Consider the following 19,752-nt stretch of genomic DNA (forward strand, 5'->3'; position numbering starts at 1 on the left):
GCGCCGACTGGCGTGGAGTAATCGGCCGTGCCCGTTGACACCGGCCAGGAATAGCGCTGCTGCCCATCAACAGACACGGTCATGTGCTGGGTTGTCTTATCGACCACGATCGACACCTCAGCACCCGCAGGACCAGCAAGGACGATGCCGCCGAGCAGTGCAATCATGGATGAGATGGCTCTACGCATCGATCAGCCTCCAGTGTTGCTCCGGTCCGCGTTAGAGCACTGCACAAGGATGACTGCTGAGAACGGCTAAGGTTCCAATCACCTGAAGGTTGGCATCATGAGCCAGCGGACACTCCCATCCCATCAGGGTTCCTTGGACTTCTCCCGCGCCGCCTCAATGATTACATTGGGCGGCATCGGCTCGGACCCGCTCCCAACTAGATCCTGCAAGTCACCCTGCGCGACGGCCTCTGCCGTCCTCGTCGGTGTGGACCTCTGAACGCTGTAGGTCTGCGACTCAGGCTCAGCCGGATCGGTAGCCGTTCTCTCGTTCCGGACTTCAGAGACAGTCTCCGGGGAAACAAGACCAAGGTGCACCGCGTGCTCCGCAATTGCCACACTGTCGGCTGCCAGCACCAGACCGCTGCCTGCGCCGGCCACCACCTTGGCGAGGTCCTCAATCTCGCTGATCCTCGTGAGATCTCGGGAGACATTCCGGATGTACACCGCCAGCACCCGCCCGGGATGCTCCTCCACAATCTGACGGTAAATCTCGGGATCGTGCTGACCGCTGTCGCCGATGAGAACGAAGGGTAGGTCACTGTAGAGCGCCAGCATGTTGTGGATCAGCTCGCGCTTGTGGTCCTCGGCCCTGCGCGGCAGAGGGCTTCTCCAGGAGACACCCCATTCCCGCAGGAACAGGATTGGGCCAACCGGAATACCATGCCGATCGAAGAACTCTTCCAGCACCTCGTAGATGCCCCAGGGGGCTCGTGAGACATAGAGCATGGGGTTCTGCTGGTTGCCGGAGGCGCCGGCGTGCAGGGCCCGGTACAAGGCCCCGACGCCGGGGAAAGCCACCCGGCTCTGCGCGTCCTCGACGAACAGGCGCCAGAGCATCCGGAGCTTGTTGGCGACACCGGTGTGCATGACCGTGTCATCGATGTCGCTGATGACCACATACTGGCAACTGGCGGGTGGGATGAAGATCTGAGCCTGCGCCTGAACCGCCTGAGGCTGCAGCAGTGTCAGATCCATGGTGTGCCACGAACGGGTCGGCGGGGGCGGCAGGGCAGAGGAGAGATGGACCCGGAAATAGCCGTCCTTGTCGGTGGTGACGGTTTCCTCCGCTCCATAGAACTGGGCGGTCACCATGGCATCGGGAATTGCGCGGCGGGCAATGCGCCGACCGATGTCGCGTAAGTTAGTCAGGAGGGCTCCTCGTCCGAGCTCTGAGTTCGGGCTTGATTGCCGGAACACCCGACCAATCAGGAACACCTCGGAGCGGGATCCGTATCCGCGGTAGGGCTGGATGACCACGCCTCGGTCGCCTTGCGCCTCCTGGACGGGCCGAGCCGCGATGCCCAGCATCCGGATCAATGCGCCCAGCCATTTCCTCACTGCGCCGGTGAGGCTCATCGCGTTCACCCTGTATCCCTTCTGGTCTCCCAATGAGGTGGGTCGTGGAAAAGATCCTTGGAGTCCTACTCAGTTGAGCCATGATAGACTTGCACCCGCTGCGGCAGGCCAGACTTATCCTGCTAGATAGCCAAAGAACCTGTGACTTTTAATCAGAGGGTCCTGGGTTCGAGGCCCAGCGCGCTCACCAACAATATCAAAGGGTTACCGGCATCTGCCCTTTGAGCCGTTTTCTTCCAGGTAGCCAATAGGTAGCCAGACGTCAGGAAGCAGCGCCCAGCTCGGATCTGAACCAAGTTAAGCCCAAGAGCGTGAACAACGAGGTGAGTCGGTGACGGCTGCGCTTCGTCTGGTTCCCAGCATCTCAACAGTGCTGTCACAGAATGGCCTGTGATCAGGCAAGAAGGTCTGTTCTCCCGCGGTGAGCAGACCTTCAGCGGGTATGACCAAACTTCCTAAATTGACCCGTTCCAGACCATCGCTGAGGGGGCTCTCCCACAAAGAGCGGATTTTTCCATGCGCCTCAGAATGGCGTAAGATGGTCTGGATCGGCGGCCCTCAGTCCGCCAAGAGGCGGAGCCGCCATGACAGGGAGGCTTCCATGTTGTTTGTCGTCATTGGCAAGCCAAAGGCCGCAAGCAGCGGCAAGGAACGGATCGCCCGTCGCGTGAGCTGGGAGTACCCTGCGGGCATGCGGATGATCGCCGAGTACTGGCCTATGTCCACCGAGATCGCCGTCATCGCTGTGGCCGAAGCGGATAACGTCGCTTCAATCATGTCGGCTATCCTGGATTGGGATGACGTCTTTGACCTGACCGTCACGCCGGCGATGACTGCGGAGCAGGGCCTCGAACTGGCCAGGCAGATGCAGGCCAGCTCCTCCGCCTGAGGCTCTCGCGAGGGCCTGCTGCGAATACCATCTGGGTGGGTGTCCGGCTCACGGATGCGCATAGGCCCTGTGGCCTCGCTCCAACAGGGTGGATGCGCCGGGCGCTCGTCCCCGAACCCGCTCTGGGTCCAGGCTTACCTGGCGGCCTGCCACGCGCATGCGGGGCGACTCATTGCCGCCCGCAGCGCTGCTGCCGGACTTCACGCCTCACGCCCCGACTTTTCCTCCACCCGGTTCACGGCCAAAGAGCCATTCAGGCGTCCAGAGGATGCGGGCGCCTGGTCCGGGGCATGCGGCTGACGGGGTTGCCTGAGTAGGCATTGGTGTCTGGATGCGAGACCTCCTTAGCGTGAGCGGACCTCTACTTAGTTGTCTCTAAGGGCTGCCGTCGATCCAAGGCAGACACCACGCTTGCCGAAGGGTAGGCGGACGATTCTACACTTCTGCCCTCCTTCAGCGGCCAGGCTAAAGCTCGACCAGCGCCTTTATGACCCCGGCCTCAGGTGTCGACCACATCGGGACGAGACTCGGAGCCTCATCGAGGTCGCCGCGGTGGCTGGCAAGCGCCGTGACGGGCACTCTTCCACTGCGCATGGCATCGAGCACCGCCTCGAAATCGTGCCGCGTGGCATTGCGGCTGCCCAGCAGCGACGTCTCGCGCTTGTGGAACTCCGGATCGTTGAAGGTGATGTCAGCGCGCACGATCGACAGGAGGACATAGGTGCCACCATGTCCAACATAGGAGAAGCCCTTCATCATCGTCCTGGAGCTCCCGGTCGCATCGAGAACGATGTCGAAGAAATCACCATCTGTGACCTTCTTCAGGCGATCATCGATATCCGGCGTGACCTCGAAGGCATGATCGACACTGATCTCATCCTTGCAGAAGGCAAGCCGCCGCGTGTTCATGTCGAGGACGGACACCTCGGCACCTCGCGCCTTCGCGAAAATGGCAGCCGCGATCCCGATCGGCCCTGCGCCCACCACGACAACACGGCTCGTTGATGCGGCGCCCGATCGTTGCACCCCATGAGCACCGATCGACAGGAACTCGACCATCGCTGCCTCGTCAAGCCCTAGACCTGCTGCAGGCACGACATTGCCTTCCGGCACGGCGATATACTCGCAAGCTCCTCCGTCACGATGTACGCCCAACACCTGTAGGTGCTGGCAGCAGTTGGTCTTACCTTGCACACAGGCGCGGCAGGTTCCGCAGGAGAGATAGGGTTCAATGCAGACGATATCGCCAACACGGAATGAACTGCCGGATGGCGCCTCAGCGATCTCGCCTGCGAGTTCTTGGCCAATCACCCGTGGGTATTCGAGGTAAGGCTGATTGCCGTGGAAGATGTGATAGTCTGTCCCACAGATCCCGACGCGCCGGATACGCACGAGGACCTCACCTGGACCAACCTTAGGTATATCTCGCTGAATGATGGTCAGCTTGCCGGGTTCGTCACATCGAAGTGCTTTCATTGGCATTCGCTCCCGATCCTGCGCCTGCTTACGTTGTGCGAGCGTAGTGAAATAAGTTAGAAACGAAAAGTTGATGCATCTGCATTTCTCCAGAGTTTCTGGCGGGGAACGGCAGGCGAACTTTGAAAAGCCTGCAACGGCCTCAACTCACTGTGCTCGGGGCAGCCGAATGCCTGCAATACCGCCGCGAGCTGACCTTCCCACGAGAAGAGTGAAAGGTCGAGTTTGACCCGTTACAGACCTTCGTTGTCGGTCTGCAATATCCAGCCTCCTTAGGCAGAGCTGGGCTTTGATACCGCAACTCCGCTATCAGCGCCTGTTCAGCGTTTTGCGCTCTATGGGAGTGAGCGACACAGTGCGCATCTCACCCTTCTTCAAGACCACGAGTCCGACAACGCGTCCGATCCGATCACCATTGAGCAGCCGCACGAGATCGTCGATGCCCCCGACGGGCTCGCCATTGAGTGAGAGGATGACATCGCTTGGCTCAAGGTCCGCCTGGCATGCGGGGCTGTTGGGTTCGACAGCCGCGATCACTACCCCTGAGTTGACGGGCAAACCTGCCGCATAAGCCACACGCCGCGGCAGCGGCACGGTCTGACCCGCAACGCCGATCGAGGCTCGCCGGACGCGTCCGTGACGGATCAGTTCCGTCACGACAAAGCTTGCCGTATTGCTCGCGACCGCAAAGCAGATGCCTTGCGCCCCCATGATGACGGCCGTGTTGATGCCGATGACCTCCCCGGAGGTTCCGACGAGCGGTCCGCCGGAGTTGCCGGGGTTCAGGGCCGCGTCCGTCTGGATCACATCGTCAATCAGCCGCCCCGATTTTGCACGCAGGCTTCGCCCGAGGGCCGAAACCACTCCGGCGGTGACCGTTGACTCGAAGCCGAGCGGGTTGCCGATCGCGATGGCGATCTGTCCGCGCTTCAACAGCTTGGAGTCGCCAAGGGTTGCGAATGGCAGCTTGTCGCTATCGGACCGCAATAGGGCAAGGTCCGTGTCAGGGTCATCGCCGATCACTCGCGCGTGGATTGGGCGCCCATCAGGGTCTGTCAATTTCGCTTCCCGCGCTCCTTGCATGACATGGCTGTTGGTGAGCAGGAGACCGTCCGGCGAGATGATGACGCCGGAGCCCATTCCGGCCATACGGCCCGAGACTTGAGGCTCCACCCTGACCACGGCAGGGCCGATGCGATCCACAACGCTCGTGACTGCCTGCGAATATGCGTCGAGCAGAACCTCATCAGGAGCAGGCGAGAGCCGCTTCTGCCCCGAGGATGGGTTGTCGTCATGAAGAAGATAGGTTGGGGTGCGATCGAGCATGGGAAGCTCCGACAGGTATATCGTTCCACCTGATGTGGTGATAGTGATGTCAAAAGCCAAGAAAGCGGAGTTCCATCCGAGGCTCACAACATGATGAGCCCGAGGCGCACGGCCTGCGCGACTGCATCCGTTCTGCCCGTGGCATCGAGCTTTGCCGCAATGGAAGCCACATGAAACTTGGCGGTGTGGAACGAAATCCCGAGCCTTCGAGCAATCAGCTTGTTGGAGGCGCCTTCCGCCAGTAACCGCAGGACCTCAAGCTCCCGCGCCGTGAGCATGTGATCCCCCAAGGAAGGAGAGGGTTTGTCCGGGATGGAATGTGCTGTGCCGTCCGGCCATTGGACATTACACCGCACGATCGCAAAGCCATGGGCGACGGCATCGATGGCCAGCAGCAGATCCGAGAGGGCGGAGTTACGGGGCAGCACTCCACTAGGTCCGGCCTTCAGGACATCAAGCGCACGCGAGGGCTCTTCGAGAACGATAATGGGCACTCCTTCGCAAACAGGCAGGTGATCGGCAATCACCACATCGGGCTCCCTCGTGTCCAGAGCAACCCTGTCCGGCGCGCTGGCCAACATCGTGCTGACGTGGTCGAACAGGTCTGGATCGTTGATCTGGAGTGCGACGCGTTGCACGGCTTCACTCTTGAGGGTTGGACCGTTCCGCGATCTCAACGGTAAAGGATATCTGCTTCCCCGCCCGCAGCATTCCAAGTGTGATGGTCTGACCGACGCTCTCAGGTCCAAGGAGCGTGTAAACGCGACGGACCGAATGCAGGGGATTGGCATCCCATTGGATGAGAATATCGCCTTGCTTGATCCCGGCTCTCTGCCCTGGGCCGTTCGGATCCACACTGATGACGATGAGCCCCTTGGACTCCGCAAGCCCCGCCGCGTCGGCAATGGTTTGATCGATCCGCACAGGCTGGAGGCCGAGGCCCAAATAGCCACGGGGGATCCGGCCATGGGCGAGCAATTGCTGTGCCACGCGTTCGATCGTCTCGGACGGGATGACGAGCACGCGTCCTCTAGGACCAAGCACTATCATTCCGATGATCTTTCCATTGCTGTTGAGAGCAGCTCCCCCTTCCGACCGGGCATCGAGCTTCAAATCCAGATGGAGCCTCCGGTCGATATGGCCGGCGCGCAGGCTCTTCCAGGGGCCGCCTGCAAGAGCAATGATGCCGAGGGCGGCGCACACCTCCTCAGATTGGCGGCCGACCGCAAGCACAAGATGTCCGATGCGGAGCCCGGATGTGTCTGCGAACGGAACATCGGCGATGGGCTGCTCCTCCGTCCGCAAGAGGGCAATGTCCGTGCTCGGATCCCGGCCGACGAGACTTGCCGGCACTTGGCTCCCATCAGCTCGCGTGATCAGAATGTCTTCATCCGCTTCCAAGGCCTCCTCTGCGGTGAGGACAAGTCCCGGACGCCAGATAAAGCCGCTTGACGATCTGCGCTTAGGGCCATGGATCGCCACGAGCCTTGGCGCAATCCTGTCGCAAAGGTCGGCGACGCGATCTGAGATGGCCTCGAAGGAGATGTTGGGTGACGAGATGGACATGATGCGCCTCGCTGAGGATCGCGGCCCATTCTGCTGGAAAACGCCTTTGCTCGGTACTGACCAGTCGGCTAGGCTGGTAATGGGATGGTCCGGCCGTGCTCCTGCCCCGCTTGTTCGTAAGCTGTGGGGCTCCGAGCCACGCAAGGAGCACGTCCCATGACACAGTCTTCTTTCTCTTCTGCGATTGCCACCCTGGGCATCGATCTGGGCAAGAACAGCTTCCACCTTGTCGGCCAGGATGAGCGTGGCGCCATCGTGCTGCGCCTTAAGCTCTCCCGCACCCAGCTCACGCAGCGGCTGGCCAACATCCCACCCTGCCTGATTGGCATGGAAGCTTGTGCCGGCGCCTGGCCCGGGCTGGTGCCCAGGCAGGAATCGACCGGCGACCGCACCATCCGGGGCAGGATCTCCAAACGCGGCAACACGTACCTGCGCACGCTGTTCGTGCAGGCGGCCCACATTGTCCTGGTGCGCCGGCCGCATGGGGCGAGGCTCGGCCTGTGGCCCTGGATCGAGACCGCAGGCCGGCGGCTGCATCGCAACATGCTGGTGATTGCGCTCGCCAACAAACTTGCTCGTATCGCCTGGGCGGTGCTGGCGCAGGGACATGCCTACCAGCCGAGGAGCGCCTCCCATGCCATGTGAGGTGAGGGCGCTTCAGGCTCCTTCTGCAACCGATCAGCCCTGATGAGACAACGATGAAGTCGATGATCTAATCAGCGGCTGTCCTGCCGAGGTCTGCGAGATGACGAAGGAGATGGACGAACGGTCTGCCCGGCGCAACCACAAGACTGGGTGCCATTTTGGCCCACAGAGGTCTTTCGCCGAGCGAGTCCTGGATGCGCGCGGATTCCCATGATAGCCCGGAGCAATAGCTCCACCCTGAGGCCGAATACATTGGTGCAGCTCTCACGTTCGTCAGTCTGCCAACATCATCTTGCGACGCACGGCCGGACCATACATTTGGCGCCAGGCGGAAGTAGACCGAACGTCTCGGTCTACGGGGTAACCAGACCTTCACGAAGGGCAGGGGAGCTTCGTCTTTTGATCAGTAGCAGTCATCAAAGAGCGGATGGTGCATTGCGGGGATCAGATATTCTTGAGGATCTGGTCGACCACCTTCTTGGCGTCCCCGAAGAGCATCATGGTGTTGTCGCGGAACGTGAACGAGAAGCAGTGTCGGCGGATTACTCGACAGAACCTCCACGAGGGTTCCACTTGCTAGCAGCCTCATGCTCCACCGCATTGCTCACCCAAAGCAACTCTCAAACGGGTTTCAAGCCATAGCCGAAATACGCCAAGTTCCAAAAGGTACCTTGCTAATATGCGATCTTTTCCGAAGGTGCGCTTACTTAGAGTGACTATTTATATTGACAAGTCCCTCTCGAAGAAACTCTCAGAGTCTAACGGTCATAACAGCATGATACTGGTCGGTCGTGCGCTAAATAGCTTATTCTACAATATTCAGTGTTTTATATTCAATTGACGAACAAGAAGCGTCGTGAGAGCATCGGTTCATATAACAACAAAAATAGGCGGAAAATCTGCGTCGGGAGGAAGTTATGCACTTAAGAAAAATTGTGTTGTTGTCTTCAGCGGGTTGGATTGCAGGCACAAGCCTGGCATTTTCTCAGGGCCAGACGTTGACAATCGCAACGGTCAACAATGCTGACATGATTATCATGCAGCGCTTAGCGCCCAAGTGGGAGCAGGCCACAGGCAACAAGTTGAACTGGGTGGTGCTCGAGGAGAACGTTCTTCGCCAGCGTGCGACCACCGACATTGCCACTAAGGGTGGGCAGTTCGACATCATCACGATCGGCTCCTACGAGGCCCCGATCTGGGGCAAGCAGAACTGGCTACTGCCCGTCGACGATCTCGGTGCCGATTACGACTACGCCGATATCATACCGTCCGTAAGGAACGGTCTTTCGTTCAACGGCAAGCTCTATGCGGTGCCGTTCTATGCAGAGAGTTCGTTCACCTTCTACAGGAAGGATCTGTTCGATCAGGCCGGCATCAAGATGCCGGACAAGCCGACTTACGATCAGATCGCCGAATATGCCGCGAAACTGACGGACAAGTCCAAGGAGCAGTACGGCTTCTGCCAGCGCGGCAAGCCCGGCTGGGGCGAGAACATGGCCTTCATCGGCCCCATGGTGAATGCGTTCGGCGGCCGCTGGTTCAACGAGAAATGGGAGCCCCAGCTCACCACCGAACCCTGGAAGAACGCGGTCAACTACTACGTCAAGAATATGAGGGAATACGGCCCTCCGGGAGCAACCGCGAACGGCCACAACGAGAACCGCGCCCTGTTCGCCACTGGACACTGCGCCATGTGGGTAGATGCCACGTCGGCTGCGGGCTACATCTACAACCCGAAGGAAAGCCAAGTTGCGGACAAGACCGCCTTCACGGCAGCGCCGATGCAGGTGACGAGCAATGGATCGGGCTGGTTCTGGGCGTGGTCCCTGGGCATACCGGCCTCCACGAAAAAAGCTGACGCGGCCAAGTCGTTCGTGAAATGGGCGACCTCGAAGGAATACGTCACCCTGGTGGGCAACGAGGCCGGCTGGGTGGCGGCTCCTCCCGGAACGCGCAAGTCCACCTACGACAATCCCGAGTACCAGAAGGCAGCACCTTTCGCGAAAGTGGTCTACGATTCGATCGTCAATGCCGACCTAACCAAGCCGACCAAGGATCCGGTTCCCTACATCGGCATCCAGTATGTGGCTATCCCCGAATTCCAGGGTATCGGTACGGCCGTTGGTCAGCAGATTGCGGCGGCATTGGCCGGGCAGTCGACCGTAGAGCAGGCGTTGGAGACCGCACAACGCTCCACCGAGCGGACGATGAAGCAGGCGGGGTATCCAAAATAAGCTAGCTGTCACGCAGCCGGCAGGCCTTCTGCGCCTGCCGGTCGTTCTCTCCAGCAGCGAGCGTTCGAGATGGCGAGCACCACGACAGCTGCCCAAGTCCCTGGCACATCGACTACCGTCGGCGGGCGCAGCCAGCGCAACGTCAAAACCCTGCCATTGGTCGCGCCATCGGTGGTCATCCTGTTCCTGTGGATGATCGTGCCTTTGGCTATGACGCTCTGGTTCTCGTTTCAGTACTACAACCTACTCGACCCATCGGTCGGCGGCTTTGCCGGATTCGAGAACTACACCTTTCTGCTGACCGATCCGTCCCTCTGGACGGCCATGATGAATACGATCTTCCTGGTCTTCTGGGTGCTCGTGATCACCGTGGGGCTTGGCACTTTGCTGGCCGTCCTGTTCGATCAGGACTTTTATGGGCGCAGCATTGCGCGCCTGCTCGCCATCGCTCCATTTTTCGTGATGCCGACCGTGAGCGCGCTGGTGTGGAAGAACATGCTGATGCACCCGGTCAACGGGCTCTTCGCATTCTTCTCACGTTCCCTTGGACTGCCAGCCATCGACTTTTTCGGCAGCTTCCCGCTCACCTCCGTCATCATCATCGTGGCGTGGCAGTGGCTGCCCTTCGCGCTGCTCATCCTGCTTACTGCCATCCAGTCCCTCGATAGCGAGCAGAAGGAGGCGGCGCGCATGGACGGGGCAGGGCCGTTCTCGATGTTCTTCTTCATCATTCTGCCGCATCTGGGCCGCGCCATCAGCGTCGTCATCATGATCGAGACCATCTTCCTGCTGTCGGTCTTTGCCGAGATCTACGTCACCACCTCGGGCGGCCCTGGTCTTGCGTCGACCAACCTGGCTTTCCTGATCTACCTGCGGGCTTTGCGCGAATACGATGTCGGCGGCGCATCCGCAGCCGGTGTCATCGCAGTGATCTTGGCCAATATCGTTGCGATCTTCCTTGTTCGCTCGATTGCCAAGAACATCGCTGATTGAGGAGCGGCTATGCATCCTAAGACCCGCGGAAAACTTGTTCTTACAGTGGTTGGCTGGCTCGCCGCAGGGCTGATCTTCTTCCCGATCTTCTGGATGGTGCTGACCAGTTTCAAGACCGAGGTCGAAGCGGTGGCAACCCCGCCCAAGCTCTTCTTCACTCCAACGCTTGAGAATTACATCACCGTTCGCGAGCGGGCGGATTACGTCCATTTTGCACTAAACAGCATGATTATTTCGGTTGGTGCCACGCTGCTGGCGACCCTCATCGCCGTGCCGGCAGCCTATGCCATGGCGTTCTTTCCGGGCAAGCGTACGAAGGACCTGCTGCTCTGGATGCTCTCGACCAAGATGATGCCGGCTGTCGGCGTCCTGATCCCGATCTACCTTCTGTTTCGCGATACCGGTGCCATTGATACGCGCTGGGGCCTCATTGTGGTCTACACGCTCATGAACCTGCCGATCGTAGTTTGGATGCTCTACACCTTCTTCAAGGAAGTGCCGAAGGACATCCTTGAGGCCGGCCGCATGGACGGAGCCAAACCGAAGCAGGAGGTCTGGATGCTCCTCCTGCCCCTGTCGCTGCCCGGCATCGCCTCGACGGCATTGCTGTCCATCATCCTGTGCTGGAACGAGGCGTTCTGGAGCCTTAACCTGACAACCTCCGAGGCGGCGCCGCTGACAACCTTCATCGCCTCGTTCTCCGCGCCTGAAGGATTGTTCTGGGCTAAACTCTCGGCTGCTTCGACCATCGCGATCGCGCCTATTCTGGTGTTCGGCTGGATGAGCCAGCGTCAACTGGTGCGAGGCCTGACGTTTGGCGCCGTTAAATAAACGGGAAGGGTGCTATGTCGACGATCGTGCTCAAGAGCATTCAGAAGAACTATGGCGCGGTGCAAGTGATCAAGGGGGTCGATCTGTCCATCGACGACCGGGAATTCTGCGTCTTCGTAGGCCCCTCGGGATGCGGAAAGTCGACCTTGCTGCGGATGATCGCCGGGCTTGAGGAGATTACCGCAGGCGATCTAATAATCGACGGGCAGCGGATTAACGATGTTCCGCCTTCCGAGCGTGGGCTGGCCATGGTGTTCCAGTCCTACGCGCTGTATCCGCATATGTCGGTAGCAGACAATATGGGATTTTCCCTCCGGCTCGCCGGCGTGTCGAAGGAAGAGCGCCGTGCCAAGGTGGCTGAGGCCGCCCGCATCCTTCATTTGGACAAGCTGCTCGACCGCAAGCCCAAAGAACTGTCAGGCGGCCAGCGGCAGCGTGTGGCGATCGGCCGGGCGATCGTGCGCAAGCCCAGGGTGTTCCTGTTCGACGAGCCGCTGTCCAACCTTGATGCATCCCTGCGGGTGCAAATGCGCATTGAACTCGCCCGGCTGCATGATGAGCTGGCCGCCACCATGATCTACGTTACTCATGACCAAATCGAGGCCATGACGATGGCGGACAAGATCGTGGTGCTGCAGAGCGGCATCGTCGAGCAGGCAGGCACGCCTTTGGAGCTCTATCATCATCCCAGAAACCTGTTCGTGGCAGGCTTCATCGGTAGCCCGAGGATGAATTTTCTTCCGGCCAAAGTTACGGCGGCTAGTGACGGTGCCACGACAATCGCGCTTGCGAACGGAGCCAATCTTTCAATTCCAGTCCGAGCCGGCCGCCAGAGGGCTGGAGATGCGGTGACCCTTGGAGTTCGGCCTGAGCACATGCGGCTGGCGGGGGAGGGTGAACTCGTGGGTGAAGTGATGGTGGTGGAACGTCTTGGCGGCGAAACCTTCCTCTATACCCAGCTCACGGATGGCACGATGCTGATCGTGCAAGCCGATGGCGAGATCCCTACAAGTGTGCATGAGCGCATCACGATCAAGCTCGATCCGGCAGCCTGCCACCTGTTCGATAGTGGGGGCTTGGCAATCGAGCGCATGGAACGCCATCCTCTCGCCAATCTGCGCCGCTTGCCGACCCGCAAGGCGAGCTGAAGCCTTCATTCCGGGAGGCGATCCATGATGCCCAAGCGTTTCGACTACATCGTCGTGGGCGGCGGAAGCGCAGGATGCGTGGTGGCGAGCCGCCTCGTGGCCGAGCATGGCGCCCGTGTGCTGCTTGTCGAGGCTGGCCCGTCGCGAACCAGCCGCATCCTGGCCATGCCTGCGGGATACATGAAGTTCCTTGCCCGCGAAACTTATCTGACGATGCACCGGGTCATTCCACAGCCTCAGCTCGGCGGCCGTGCTCCCATTGTGCCCCAAGCGAAGGTGCTGGGCGGAGGGAGCGCGGTCAATGCCATGGTCTATATCCGGGGCCAGGCTGCGGATTACGATGGATGGGATGAGGCCCTCGGCGGTGCCGGCTGGAGTTACAAGGATCTCCTGCCTTACTTCATCAGACAGGAGGGCAACGATCACCTCGGCGACCCCTATCATGGCGTCAGCGGCCCCTTGAAGGTCTCGCACCTTGGTCAGCATTCCGCGATGAGCCGCGCCTTCGTGCAGGCGATGCAGGCGAGGGGTGTCCCGTACACGGCGGACTTCAACGGCGCCCAGCAGAACGGCGTCGGCTTCATGCAGCACACAATCAACTGGGCGAAGCGGCGACGGTGCAGCGCGGTCGACGCCTTTCTGGGAACTGTGCTGTCTAATCCGAAGCTAACCATTGAGACGGATACGACAGTCACCCGCATACACCTGGAGAACGGCAGGGCAACAGGGGTGGAGTTGCAGGGGCGAGCAGGCGTTCGAACAGCTTTCGCCGATGCGGAAGTGATCCTGGCCGCTGGCACCTATATGTCTCCGAAGCTTCTGATGCTCTCAGGGATAGGTCCATCGGACGAGCTGTCCCGGCATAGGATCGGCATTGAGGTCGATCTGCCGGGTGTCGGGCAGAATCTGCAGGACCATCACGAAGTTCCTATCGTTGCGGCAACCTCCGGAGCCTTTGGCTATTTCGGCCAGGATCGCGGTATGGCGATGATAAGGAATGGCTTGCAGTACATGCTGTTCAAATCAGGTGCAGTAACCACAACAGGCGTAGAAGCCTGCGCCTTCATCGATCCCGATGGCGGCGAGCGGCCGACAATCCAGCTCTACTGCGTGCCGACTGTCTATCTCGACCGCGACGTCTCGGGAGTTGAGCCGAGCCATGGACTGACCTTGAACCCGTGCCTGCTGCGCCCGAAGGCACGCGGGTCGGTGCGGCTTGCATCGGCGGATCCCAACACCTTGCCGCAGGTCGACCCGCAATTCTTCGGCAATCCGGACGATCTTCGCCTGACCATCGCGGGTCTGCGCTATGCGCGCGAGATCCTGGCGACAAGCCCGGTCCACGAGATGGTGCAGACGGAAATTTTCCCCAGACCCGAGATCGCTTCCGATGAGGAGCTGGCTGCTCACTGCCGCAAAACCGTGAAGACGAATTACCATCCGGTCGGCACCTGCCGCATAGGCCGTGCGGACGATCCCCATGCTGTCGTAACATCGGACCTTGCAGTCCGCGGGATTATGGGACTACGGGTCGTCGATGCATCCATCATGCCCACCATTCCCAGCGGAAACACGAATGCACCGGTGCTGGCGATTGCAGACAAGGCCGTTGATATCATCATGGGAAATACGCGCATGGTCGACGCACCACGAGATGCCTTGACGATCGGCGTTTCCTCCCAACTCCATCAGGTTCACCTGCCATGACCCAGAAGTTGAATCTTGCCGCTCTCGCGAACCTGCCCTCGGCCATTGCCCGCCCGACCTATGCTCGCGAAGCGCTCCGTCCCGGCATCCTACATATCGGGGTTGGCAACTTTCACCGGGCGCATCAGGCGGTGTATCTGGACGATCTGTTCAACGCCGGCAAAGATCATGACTGGGCCTTGATCGGCGCAGGCATCCGCTCCGGCGACAGAGCGATGCGTCAGGCCCTTGAGCCTCAGGATTGGCTCACCACGGTTGTCGAACTCGAACCCGGCGTCGACATTGCCCGGGCGACCGGCTCCATGGTGGGGTTTGTGCCCATCGGCGAGGACGGGCGCGCCATCGTCGAGGCGCTCGAGAATCCCGGTTTGAGGATCGTGTCCCTGACCGTCACGGAAGGCGGCTATTGCATCGACCCGGCTACAGGCTCCTTCAATCCTGAGCACCCGGATATTGTTTACGACGCTGCCCACATGGCTGCTCCTAAAGGTGTCTTCGGTGTTCTCCTGGCTGCTCTCAAGCGCCGCCGCGACGCGGGCCTTGCTCCCTTCACGGTGATGCCTTGCGACAACATCCCCCATAACGGCCAAGTGGCACAGGATGCCGTAGCCGGTCTTGCCGAACTCGTGGACCCCGCGCTGGCGGCTTTCGTGCGCGAGAGGGTGGCTTTTCCCAACAGCATGGTCGATCGCATCACGCCTGCGACCACGGACCGGGAGCGCGCCATTCTCTCCGAGCGCTTCGGTATTCAGGACAACTGGCCCGTCTTCTGCGAGCCGTTCCGCCAGTGGGTTCTGGAGGACAATTTCCCAGCAGGCCGGCCGGCTCTGGAGGAGGTAGGCGTCACTTTCACGCCTCATGTGGCGGCGTTCGAGCTGATGAAGCTGCGCATCCTCAACGGCGGCCATGCGGCCATCGCCTATCCGGCCGGGCTTCTCGGGATCCACTTCGTGCATGACGCCATGACGGAGCCGCTGGTGCGGGGCTTCCTGGACAAGCTGGAAACCGAGGAGATCATCCCTCATGTGCCGCCGGTTCCCGGTGTCGATCTTCAGGATTATTACGGGCTCATCGCCAGCCGCTTCGCCAATCCGGGTATAGGAGACACGATCCCGCGTCTCGCCCAGGACGGCTCCAACCGCCAACCAAAATTTATATTACCCTCGACCCGCGATCGTCTGAAGGCAGGGGCCGATGTGACGGGACTTGCTCTTGAATCGGCCCTGTGGTGCCGATACTGCGCCGGCACCACGGACGCGGGCGAGTCCTTCACCCTCGACGATCCGAATGCGAGCCGCCTGACACTGGCCGCCTTGGCTGCCAAGGATGATCCGGCGGCCTTCCTGGCGCTTCGCGACATCTTCGGCGACATCGCGGATTCCTCGCTTTTCCGCTCCCGCTTCGAGATGGCACTGACGAGCCTCTGGCGTGACGGTACCCGCGCGACCCTGCAGCGATATCTGAACGCGGGTGGCTGAACCTATCCAGGCAACTCGATCTGTACCTTGATCGAAGCCGGCGGCATCGCTTTCGCGAAATCGAAGGCTTCGACGCTGTCCTTGAAGGCAAAGCAGTCGGTGATGAGTGGCTTCACGTCAATCTTGCCGGAGGCGATCATCGCCACCGCCCGCGGATACACATGGGCGTAGCGGAAGATGTTCTCGACCCTGGCCTCCTTCACCTGCGCCTTGCTTACATCGAAGGCGAACGGTTCCAGAGGGATGCCGACCAGCGCTACCTTCCCGCCAGGGCAGACGAGATCGAAGATCTCGGCCATGGCCGGCGGATAGCCCGAACACTCGAAGACCACGTCCGCTCCCCAGCCATCGCTCTCGCGGCTGACAACATCGGCGAGCCTTTGGCTCCTCACATTGACCGGGAGCACCGCGCCAAGGGTCCTCGCCAATTCAAGCTTCGGCTCATGAATGTCGCTGACGATCACCCGGGAGCAACCGGCCGCAAGGGCTGCCAGGATCGTCACCATGCCGATCGGGCCGGCGCCGATGACCACGGCCAAGTCTCCAGGCTGCACCTGAACCTTGGTGGCGGCGTGCACGCCCACAGCCAGAGGCTCGACCATGGCGCCTTCGGCATAGCTGACATGATCTGGCAGCTTGAAGGTAAAGTCGGCCGGATGAACCACGGTTGGCCGGAGCACGCCATGCACCGGCGGGGTGGCCCAAAACCGCACGGCCGGATCGAGGTTGTACTTGCCAAGGCGCGTTGCGCGGCTCGCCGGATCGGGAATGCCGGGTTCCATGCAGACCCGATCTCCCGGTTTCAACTCGGTCACTGCAGAGCCGACCTCCACCACTTGGCCCGCAGCCTCATGCCCCAGGATCATCGGCTCCTTCACCACGAAGGGACCGATGGCGCCATGAGTGTAGTAATGCACGTCGCTGCCGCAGACCCCGACCGTTCGAGGGGCAATGCGAACATCCCGCGGTCCCAGCGTTTCCTCGACCGGGAAGTCACGCAGATTGAGCTCGTCCTTACGTTCAAGCACTAGCGCTTCCATCTTTGATCTCCCTGTGAGTTCCGTTCGTTCGCGGAGGATCAGGTTCGCCCCCGACAACTGTCCTATGTTTTAGCACCCCACTATGCCGGCTACTGGTCTCCGTCAGGATGCAGCGACAATGGTTCTGTCGCAATTTCTGGCAATAGACACAAGAGGTGCCAGAGTGAACGGTAAGCACTTATGCGGTGAGGCGATCGAACTGTTCCGCAAGCGAAAGACCCAAAATGCAGGCATACTTCGCCTGTCCCTCCCGCATCATATGGATCATCTCGACACCGCCAATGATCGCACGAGCACTATTCACTGACTTGAACCCGAGCATTGGGCGAACCCGCCTCTTGACGGCACGGTGATCCTGTTCAATTCGATTGTTCAAGTAGCGACTTTGCCGGATACGGATCGGCTTCAACTCCCGTCGTGATCGGTCCTGCAGCCGGTTCGTCGCGTCACAGGACAGGATTGCCTCGCGGTTGGTTTGGCTGCCGTCGATCACAATCCGCTCGGGACGACCTTGGCGTTTGAGTGCCATGTGCAGAAACCGTTTGGCAACGGTCAGATTACGCCGTTCGCTGAACCAGAATTCCATTGTGTCACCATTGAATCGTAAGCCCACGATTGCCGACCGTGGCCCTGATCCAGGTTGTAATCCGGCGGAACGCCTGCTTTTGTCGTATACCGTTGCAAAAATCCGCGACTGCCGTTTTCGGTGGTCAGCATACAGGATGCTGGGCTTCGCGTGGTACGCTGACGCTAGAGCATCGGACGAGAAGTTGAACTCGGTGAGTTCTGTACCCCGCGATAGCGGGTCCATTTCGGAATCGGTCAAGGGTGCGTCCACGTAACAGTCCGATGCTCTAGTAAAAGACTTACGAAGCAAGGCCTGAGAGTTCTTCAATAGTATCGGCACATGTGAGACCTTAAGGGTTGTTCTTCGTCTCGGGCCAGAACGGATCTTCAAGAAGGCAGGGATCGAACCTGCCGCGGCCTAGATCAAGTGGAAGCTTCTGGGGCCTGCTGCTCCTTGTCCTGGCCCCTCAACTGCTCGGCGGGGTGACTGCATCAAGCGGGTTGGGCCTGCTGGCAGTCACCGAGTTCTCGCTAACGACTTCTTGGTAGTCGCGCGTCGAGCAGCCGCTGCCATAGCCAGCGGGGTCGCCAAAGTCGCGCCCAGACAGATCAGACGTGGGCTCAAGATTCGGGGCATCATCCTCGCTTTGCGCAGGCTCTTTCCTCCCTCGGCAGAGGAGGGATCAGGGTTTGAACCGTCTGGGTCCAGTGTAGGAGGTCTCCGGGGTATGGATCTTCACGTTACAGAGTTATCTGCTACCCGTGACCGCGGTTCTGCTTGCGGTTGTCTACGCCCTCATTCGCTTGGCCTTGGCCCTGTGTTTTGGGAACGCCACCGCCACCGTCACCATGATGTGGATGGTGGCCGGCATCCTTGCTGTGGCCTTTCGGTACAGCATCGTCGCTTCGGTCTGGCATGTGTCCCTTCTGTTTCTCGCTGCGGTTGTTATGGTTCCGAGTGGTCATGGTTCACCTTTTTGCTCAGTGGGCCACCATCCGATGTGCCGTCATTGGCGCACTGACAGATCTCCATCGCCCCACAAGCTCCTCGTAGGGACCTAGGGTTAGACTGAACCAACCTGAATCCAAGGCTAACGTTCCCCCTTTTCCGACAAGTCGTCAGGGACCTGCCGCCCGACTGGTGATTGGACCAAGGACGATACGAGCTTCACAGAATATTCCGCTCGGGGCGAACTCAATCCTGACCTCGCCACCAAGGTCGTCCGCCAGGCTCCGCTCGATCAGGCGGGTGCCAAACCCGCGCTGCGATGGCGGATCCACACGCGGGCCGCCAAGCTCCTGCCAACACACGTGAAGGACAGGTGCTCCATTGGCTCGGCTAATGGTCCAGGTGAGGCTGATCTCCCCAGCTGCATCAGATAGAGCACCGTACTTCACCGCATTGGTGGCCAGCTCCTGGAATGCCATTGCCAGCGCAAGGGCTGCCTGGGGCGGAAGCCGGACGGTAGGCCCGCTGAGATGCAAGCGGTCCTCGTGATGGCTGCTGTAGGGCTCGAGCGCCTGACCGGCGATCTCACGCAACTCCGCGCCCTCCCAATTCTGGCGTGTGAGCACATCATGGACACGTGAGAGAGCTATAAGACGGCTTTCGAGCGATACCTTCGCCTGCTGTGGCGATGCGGCATTGCGCAACGTCTGAGCTGCAATCGACTGAACCGTCGCTAATGTATTCTTTACACGATGGTTCAGTTCGTGGATCAGAAGCTGTTGATGCTCCTCAGCTCGCCTTCGTGCTGTTACATCGCGTTGTACGGAAATCCAGTGGGCCACTCCACCATCAGGATTACAGAGGGGCGTGATCAGCCATTCGACGATGTAGGCTGTTCCATCTTTGCGATAGTTGACGGTCTCCCCCTGGAAGGTGCCGTGCTGGGCCAACTCGGATCGCATCCGGTCGAGCACAGAACGCTCAGTGAGGGGACCTTGCAGAAAGCGTGGCGTTTTCCCGATCACCTCCCCGGGCGTGTAGCCGGTCATCTGAGCGAAGGCCGAGTTGACGTATTCGATGCAGGGACCGGGAGGATCCAGATCAGCAGACGTGATGACCACGGCTTCGCCAACCGCCTCAATGGCTGCCAACAGCAGGGATGAGTTGCCAGCAATGGGGGCCGCTGAATGCCTTTGCAATCCTGGGCTCTCGTCCTGCGGGTCCACATGTGCACCTTTTCGCCAGCTTTGCTGGCAACAACAAAGGCAGCACCGAGGTTCCGGATGGGAAAACCTGATCCGAAGATCGTGCCCGCAT

General features: G+C 60.2%; 16 protein-coding genes and 2 pseudogenes. 8 read left to right on the forward strand and 10 right to left on the reverse strand.

Translation table 11 applies throughout. From position 1 onward, the window contains the following. Together MA07_RS28850 and MA07_RS10045 are read right to left on the reverse strand one after the other, a co-directional pair. Positions 1–188 (reverse strand): L,D-transpeptidase (locus MA07_RS28850; RefSeq protein WP_152568708.1); only part of this gene is annotated, 188 nt, incomplete at its 3' end. Between the two features lie 123 nt (positions 189–311). Then, on the reverse strand, positions 312–1,586 hold the full coding sequence (locus MA07_RS10045) for a phosphatase domain-containing protein (RefSeq protein ID WP_036347154.1): 1,275 nt from the start codon (positions 1,584–1,586) through the stop codon (positions 312–314). A gap of 601 nt (positions 1,587–2,187) precedes the next feature. Between MA07_RS10045 and MA07_RS30105 the strand changes: the two genes are divergently transcribed. Beyond that, the gene (locus MA07_RS30105) at positions 2,188–2,475 is read left to right on the forward strand and encodes a DUF3303 family protein (protein ID WP_160195418.1); all 288 of its coding nucleotides are present in this window, start codon (positions 2,188–2,190) and stop codon (positions 2,473–2,475) included. Positions 2,476–2,940: 465 nt separating this feature from the next. Here MA07_RS30105 and MA07_RS10055 read toward each other — a convergent pair whose 3' ends face one another. The 4 genes and pseudogenes from MA07_RS10055 to MA07_RS10070 form a co-directional block, all read right to left on the reverse strand. Further along, positions 2,941–3,951: a zinc-binding alcohol dehydrogenase family protein gene (locus tag MA07_RS10055; RefSeq protein ID WP_036350112.1), complete on the reverse strand. Its 1,011-nt coding sequence runs from the start codon at positions 3,949–3,951 to the stop codon at positions 2,941–2,943. A 309-nt stretch (positions 3,952–4,260) separates the two neighbouring features. Further along, positions 4,261–5,277, reverse strand: a complete 1,017-nt coding sequence (locus MA07_RS10060; protein WP_036350113.1) for a trypsin-like peptidase domain-containing protein — start codon at positions 5,275–5,277, stop codon at positions 4,261–4,263. An 83-nt stretch (positions 5,278–5,360) separates the two neighbouring features. Then, a pseudogene (locus MA07_RS29585) lies at positions 5,361–5,552 on the reverse strand (LuxR C-terminal-related transcriptional regulator); the annotation flags it as partial. 367 nt (positions 5,553–5,919) lie between these two features. Continuing rightward, positions 5,920–6,843, reverse strand: coding sequence for a S1C family serine protease (locus MA07_RS10070; protein WP_036350114.1), 924 nt, complete (start codon positions 6,841–6,843; stop codon positions 5,920–5,922). 156 nt (positions 6,844–6,999) lie between these two features. Here MA07_RS10070 and MA07_RS10075 point away from each other — a divergent pair, with 156 nt between their 5' ends. After that, positions 7,000–7,488 carry an IS110 family transposase gene (locus MA07_RS10075; protein WP_036350115.1) on the forward strand — a complete coding sequence of 163 codons (489 nt, stop codon included), beginning with the start codon at positions 7,000–7,002 and terminating at the stop codon, positions 7,486–7,488. A gap of 444 nt (positions 7,489–7,932) precedes the next feature. Here the strand turns inward: MA07_RS10075 and MA07_RS30820 are convergent, their stop codons facing one another. After that, the gene (locus MA07_RS30820; RefSeq protein WP_160195419.1) at positions 7,933–8,061 is read right to left on the reverse strand and encodes an NAD(P)(+) transhydrogenase (Re/Si-specific) subunit beta; all 129 of its coding nucleotides are present in this window, start codon (positions 8,059–8,061) and stop codon (positions 7,933–7,935) included. A 455-nt stretch (positions 8,062–8,516) separates the two neighbouring features. Between MA07_RS30820 and MA07_RS10080 the strand changes: the two genes are divergently transcribed. From MA07_RS10080 to MA07_RS10105, 6 genes are all read left to right on the forward strand, one after another. Then, positions 8,517–9,722, forward strand: coding sequence for a sugar ABC transporter substrate-binding protein (locus MA07_RS10080; protein WP_244445217.1), 1,206 nt, complete (start codon positions 8,517–8,519; stop codon positions 9,720–9,722). A 69-nt stretch (positions 9,723–9,791) separates the two neighbouring features. After that, positions 9,792–10,715, forward strand: coding sequence for a sugar ABC transporter permease (locus MA07_RS10085; RefSeq protein WP_036350117.1), 924 nt, complete (start codon positions 9,792–9,794; stop codon positions 10,713–10,715). A gap of 9 nt (positions 10,716–10,724) precedes the next feature. Further along, entirely contained in the window at positions 10,725–11,546 is an 822-nt protein-coding gene (locus MA07_RS10090) for a carbohydrate ABC transporter permease (RefSeq protein WP_036350118.1), read from the forward strand. 14 nt (positions 11,547–11,560) lie between these two features. After that, positions 11,561–12,694, forward strand: coding sequence for a sn-glycerol-3-phosphate ABC transporter ATP-binding protein UgpC (gene ugpC / locus MA07_RS10095; RefSeq protein WP_036350119.1), 1,134 nt, complete (start codon positions 11,561–11,563; stop codon positions 12,692–12,694). Between the two features lie 24 nt (positions 12,695–12,718). Beyond that, positions 12,719–14,401, forward strand: coding sequence for a GMC family oxidoreductase N-terminal domain-containing protein (locus tag MA07_RS10100; RefSeq protein WP_052003024.1), 1,683 nt, complete (start codon positions 12,719–12,721; stop codon positions 14,399–14,401). Then, the gene (locus tag MA07_RS10105) at positions 14,398–15,879 is read left to right on the forward strand and encodes a mannitol dehydrogenase family protein (protein ID WP_036350120.1); all 1,482 of its coding nucleotides are present in this window, start codon (positions 14,398–14,400) and stop codon (positions 15,877–15,879) included. Before MA07_RS10100 ends, MA07_RS10105 begins: the two co-directional genes overlap by 4 nt. 2 nt (positions 15,880–15,881) lie before the next feature. On the opposite strand, the gene MA07_RS10110 is transcribed toward MA07_RS10105, so the two are convergent. From MA07_RS10110 to MA07_RS10120, 3 genes and pseudogenes are all read right to left on the reverse strand, one after another. Next, positions 15,882–16,919: an NAD(P)-dependent alcohol dehydrogenase gene (locus tag MA07_RS10110; RefSeq protein WP_036350121.1), complete on the reverse strand. Its 1,038-nt coding sequence runs from the start codon at positions 16,917–16,919 to the stop codon at positions 15,882–15,884. A 178-nt stretch (positions 16,920–17,097) separates the two neighbouring features. Continuing rightward, positions 17,098–17,517, reverse strand: a pseudogene (locus tag MA07_RS10115) (DDE-type integrase/transposase/recombinase); the annotation flags it as partial. Between the two features lie 1,088 nt (positions 17,518–18,605). Then, positions 18,606–19,661 carry an HWE histidine kinase domain-containing protein gene (locus MA07_RS10120; protein ID WP_052003025.1) on the reverse strand — a complete coding sequence of 352 codons (1,056 nt, stop codon included), beginning with the start codon at positions 19,659–19,661 and terminating at the stop codon, positions 18,606–18,608. Between the last annotated feature and the right edge of the window lie 91 nt (positions 19,662–19,752).

It is taken from the genome of Microvirga sp. BSC39 (assembly GCF_000739015.1).
Classification (GTDB): Bacteria; Pseudomonadota; Alphaproteobacteria; order Rhizobiales; family Beijerinckiaceae; genus Microvirga.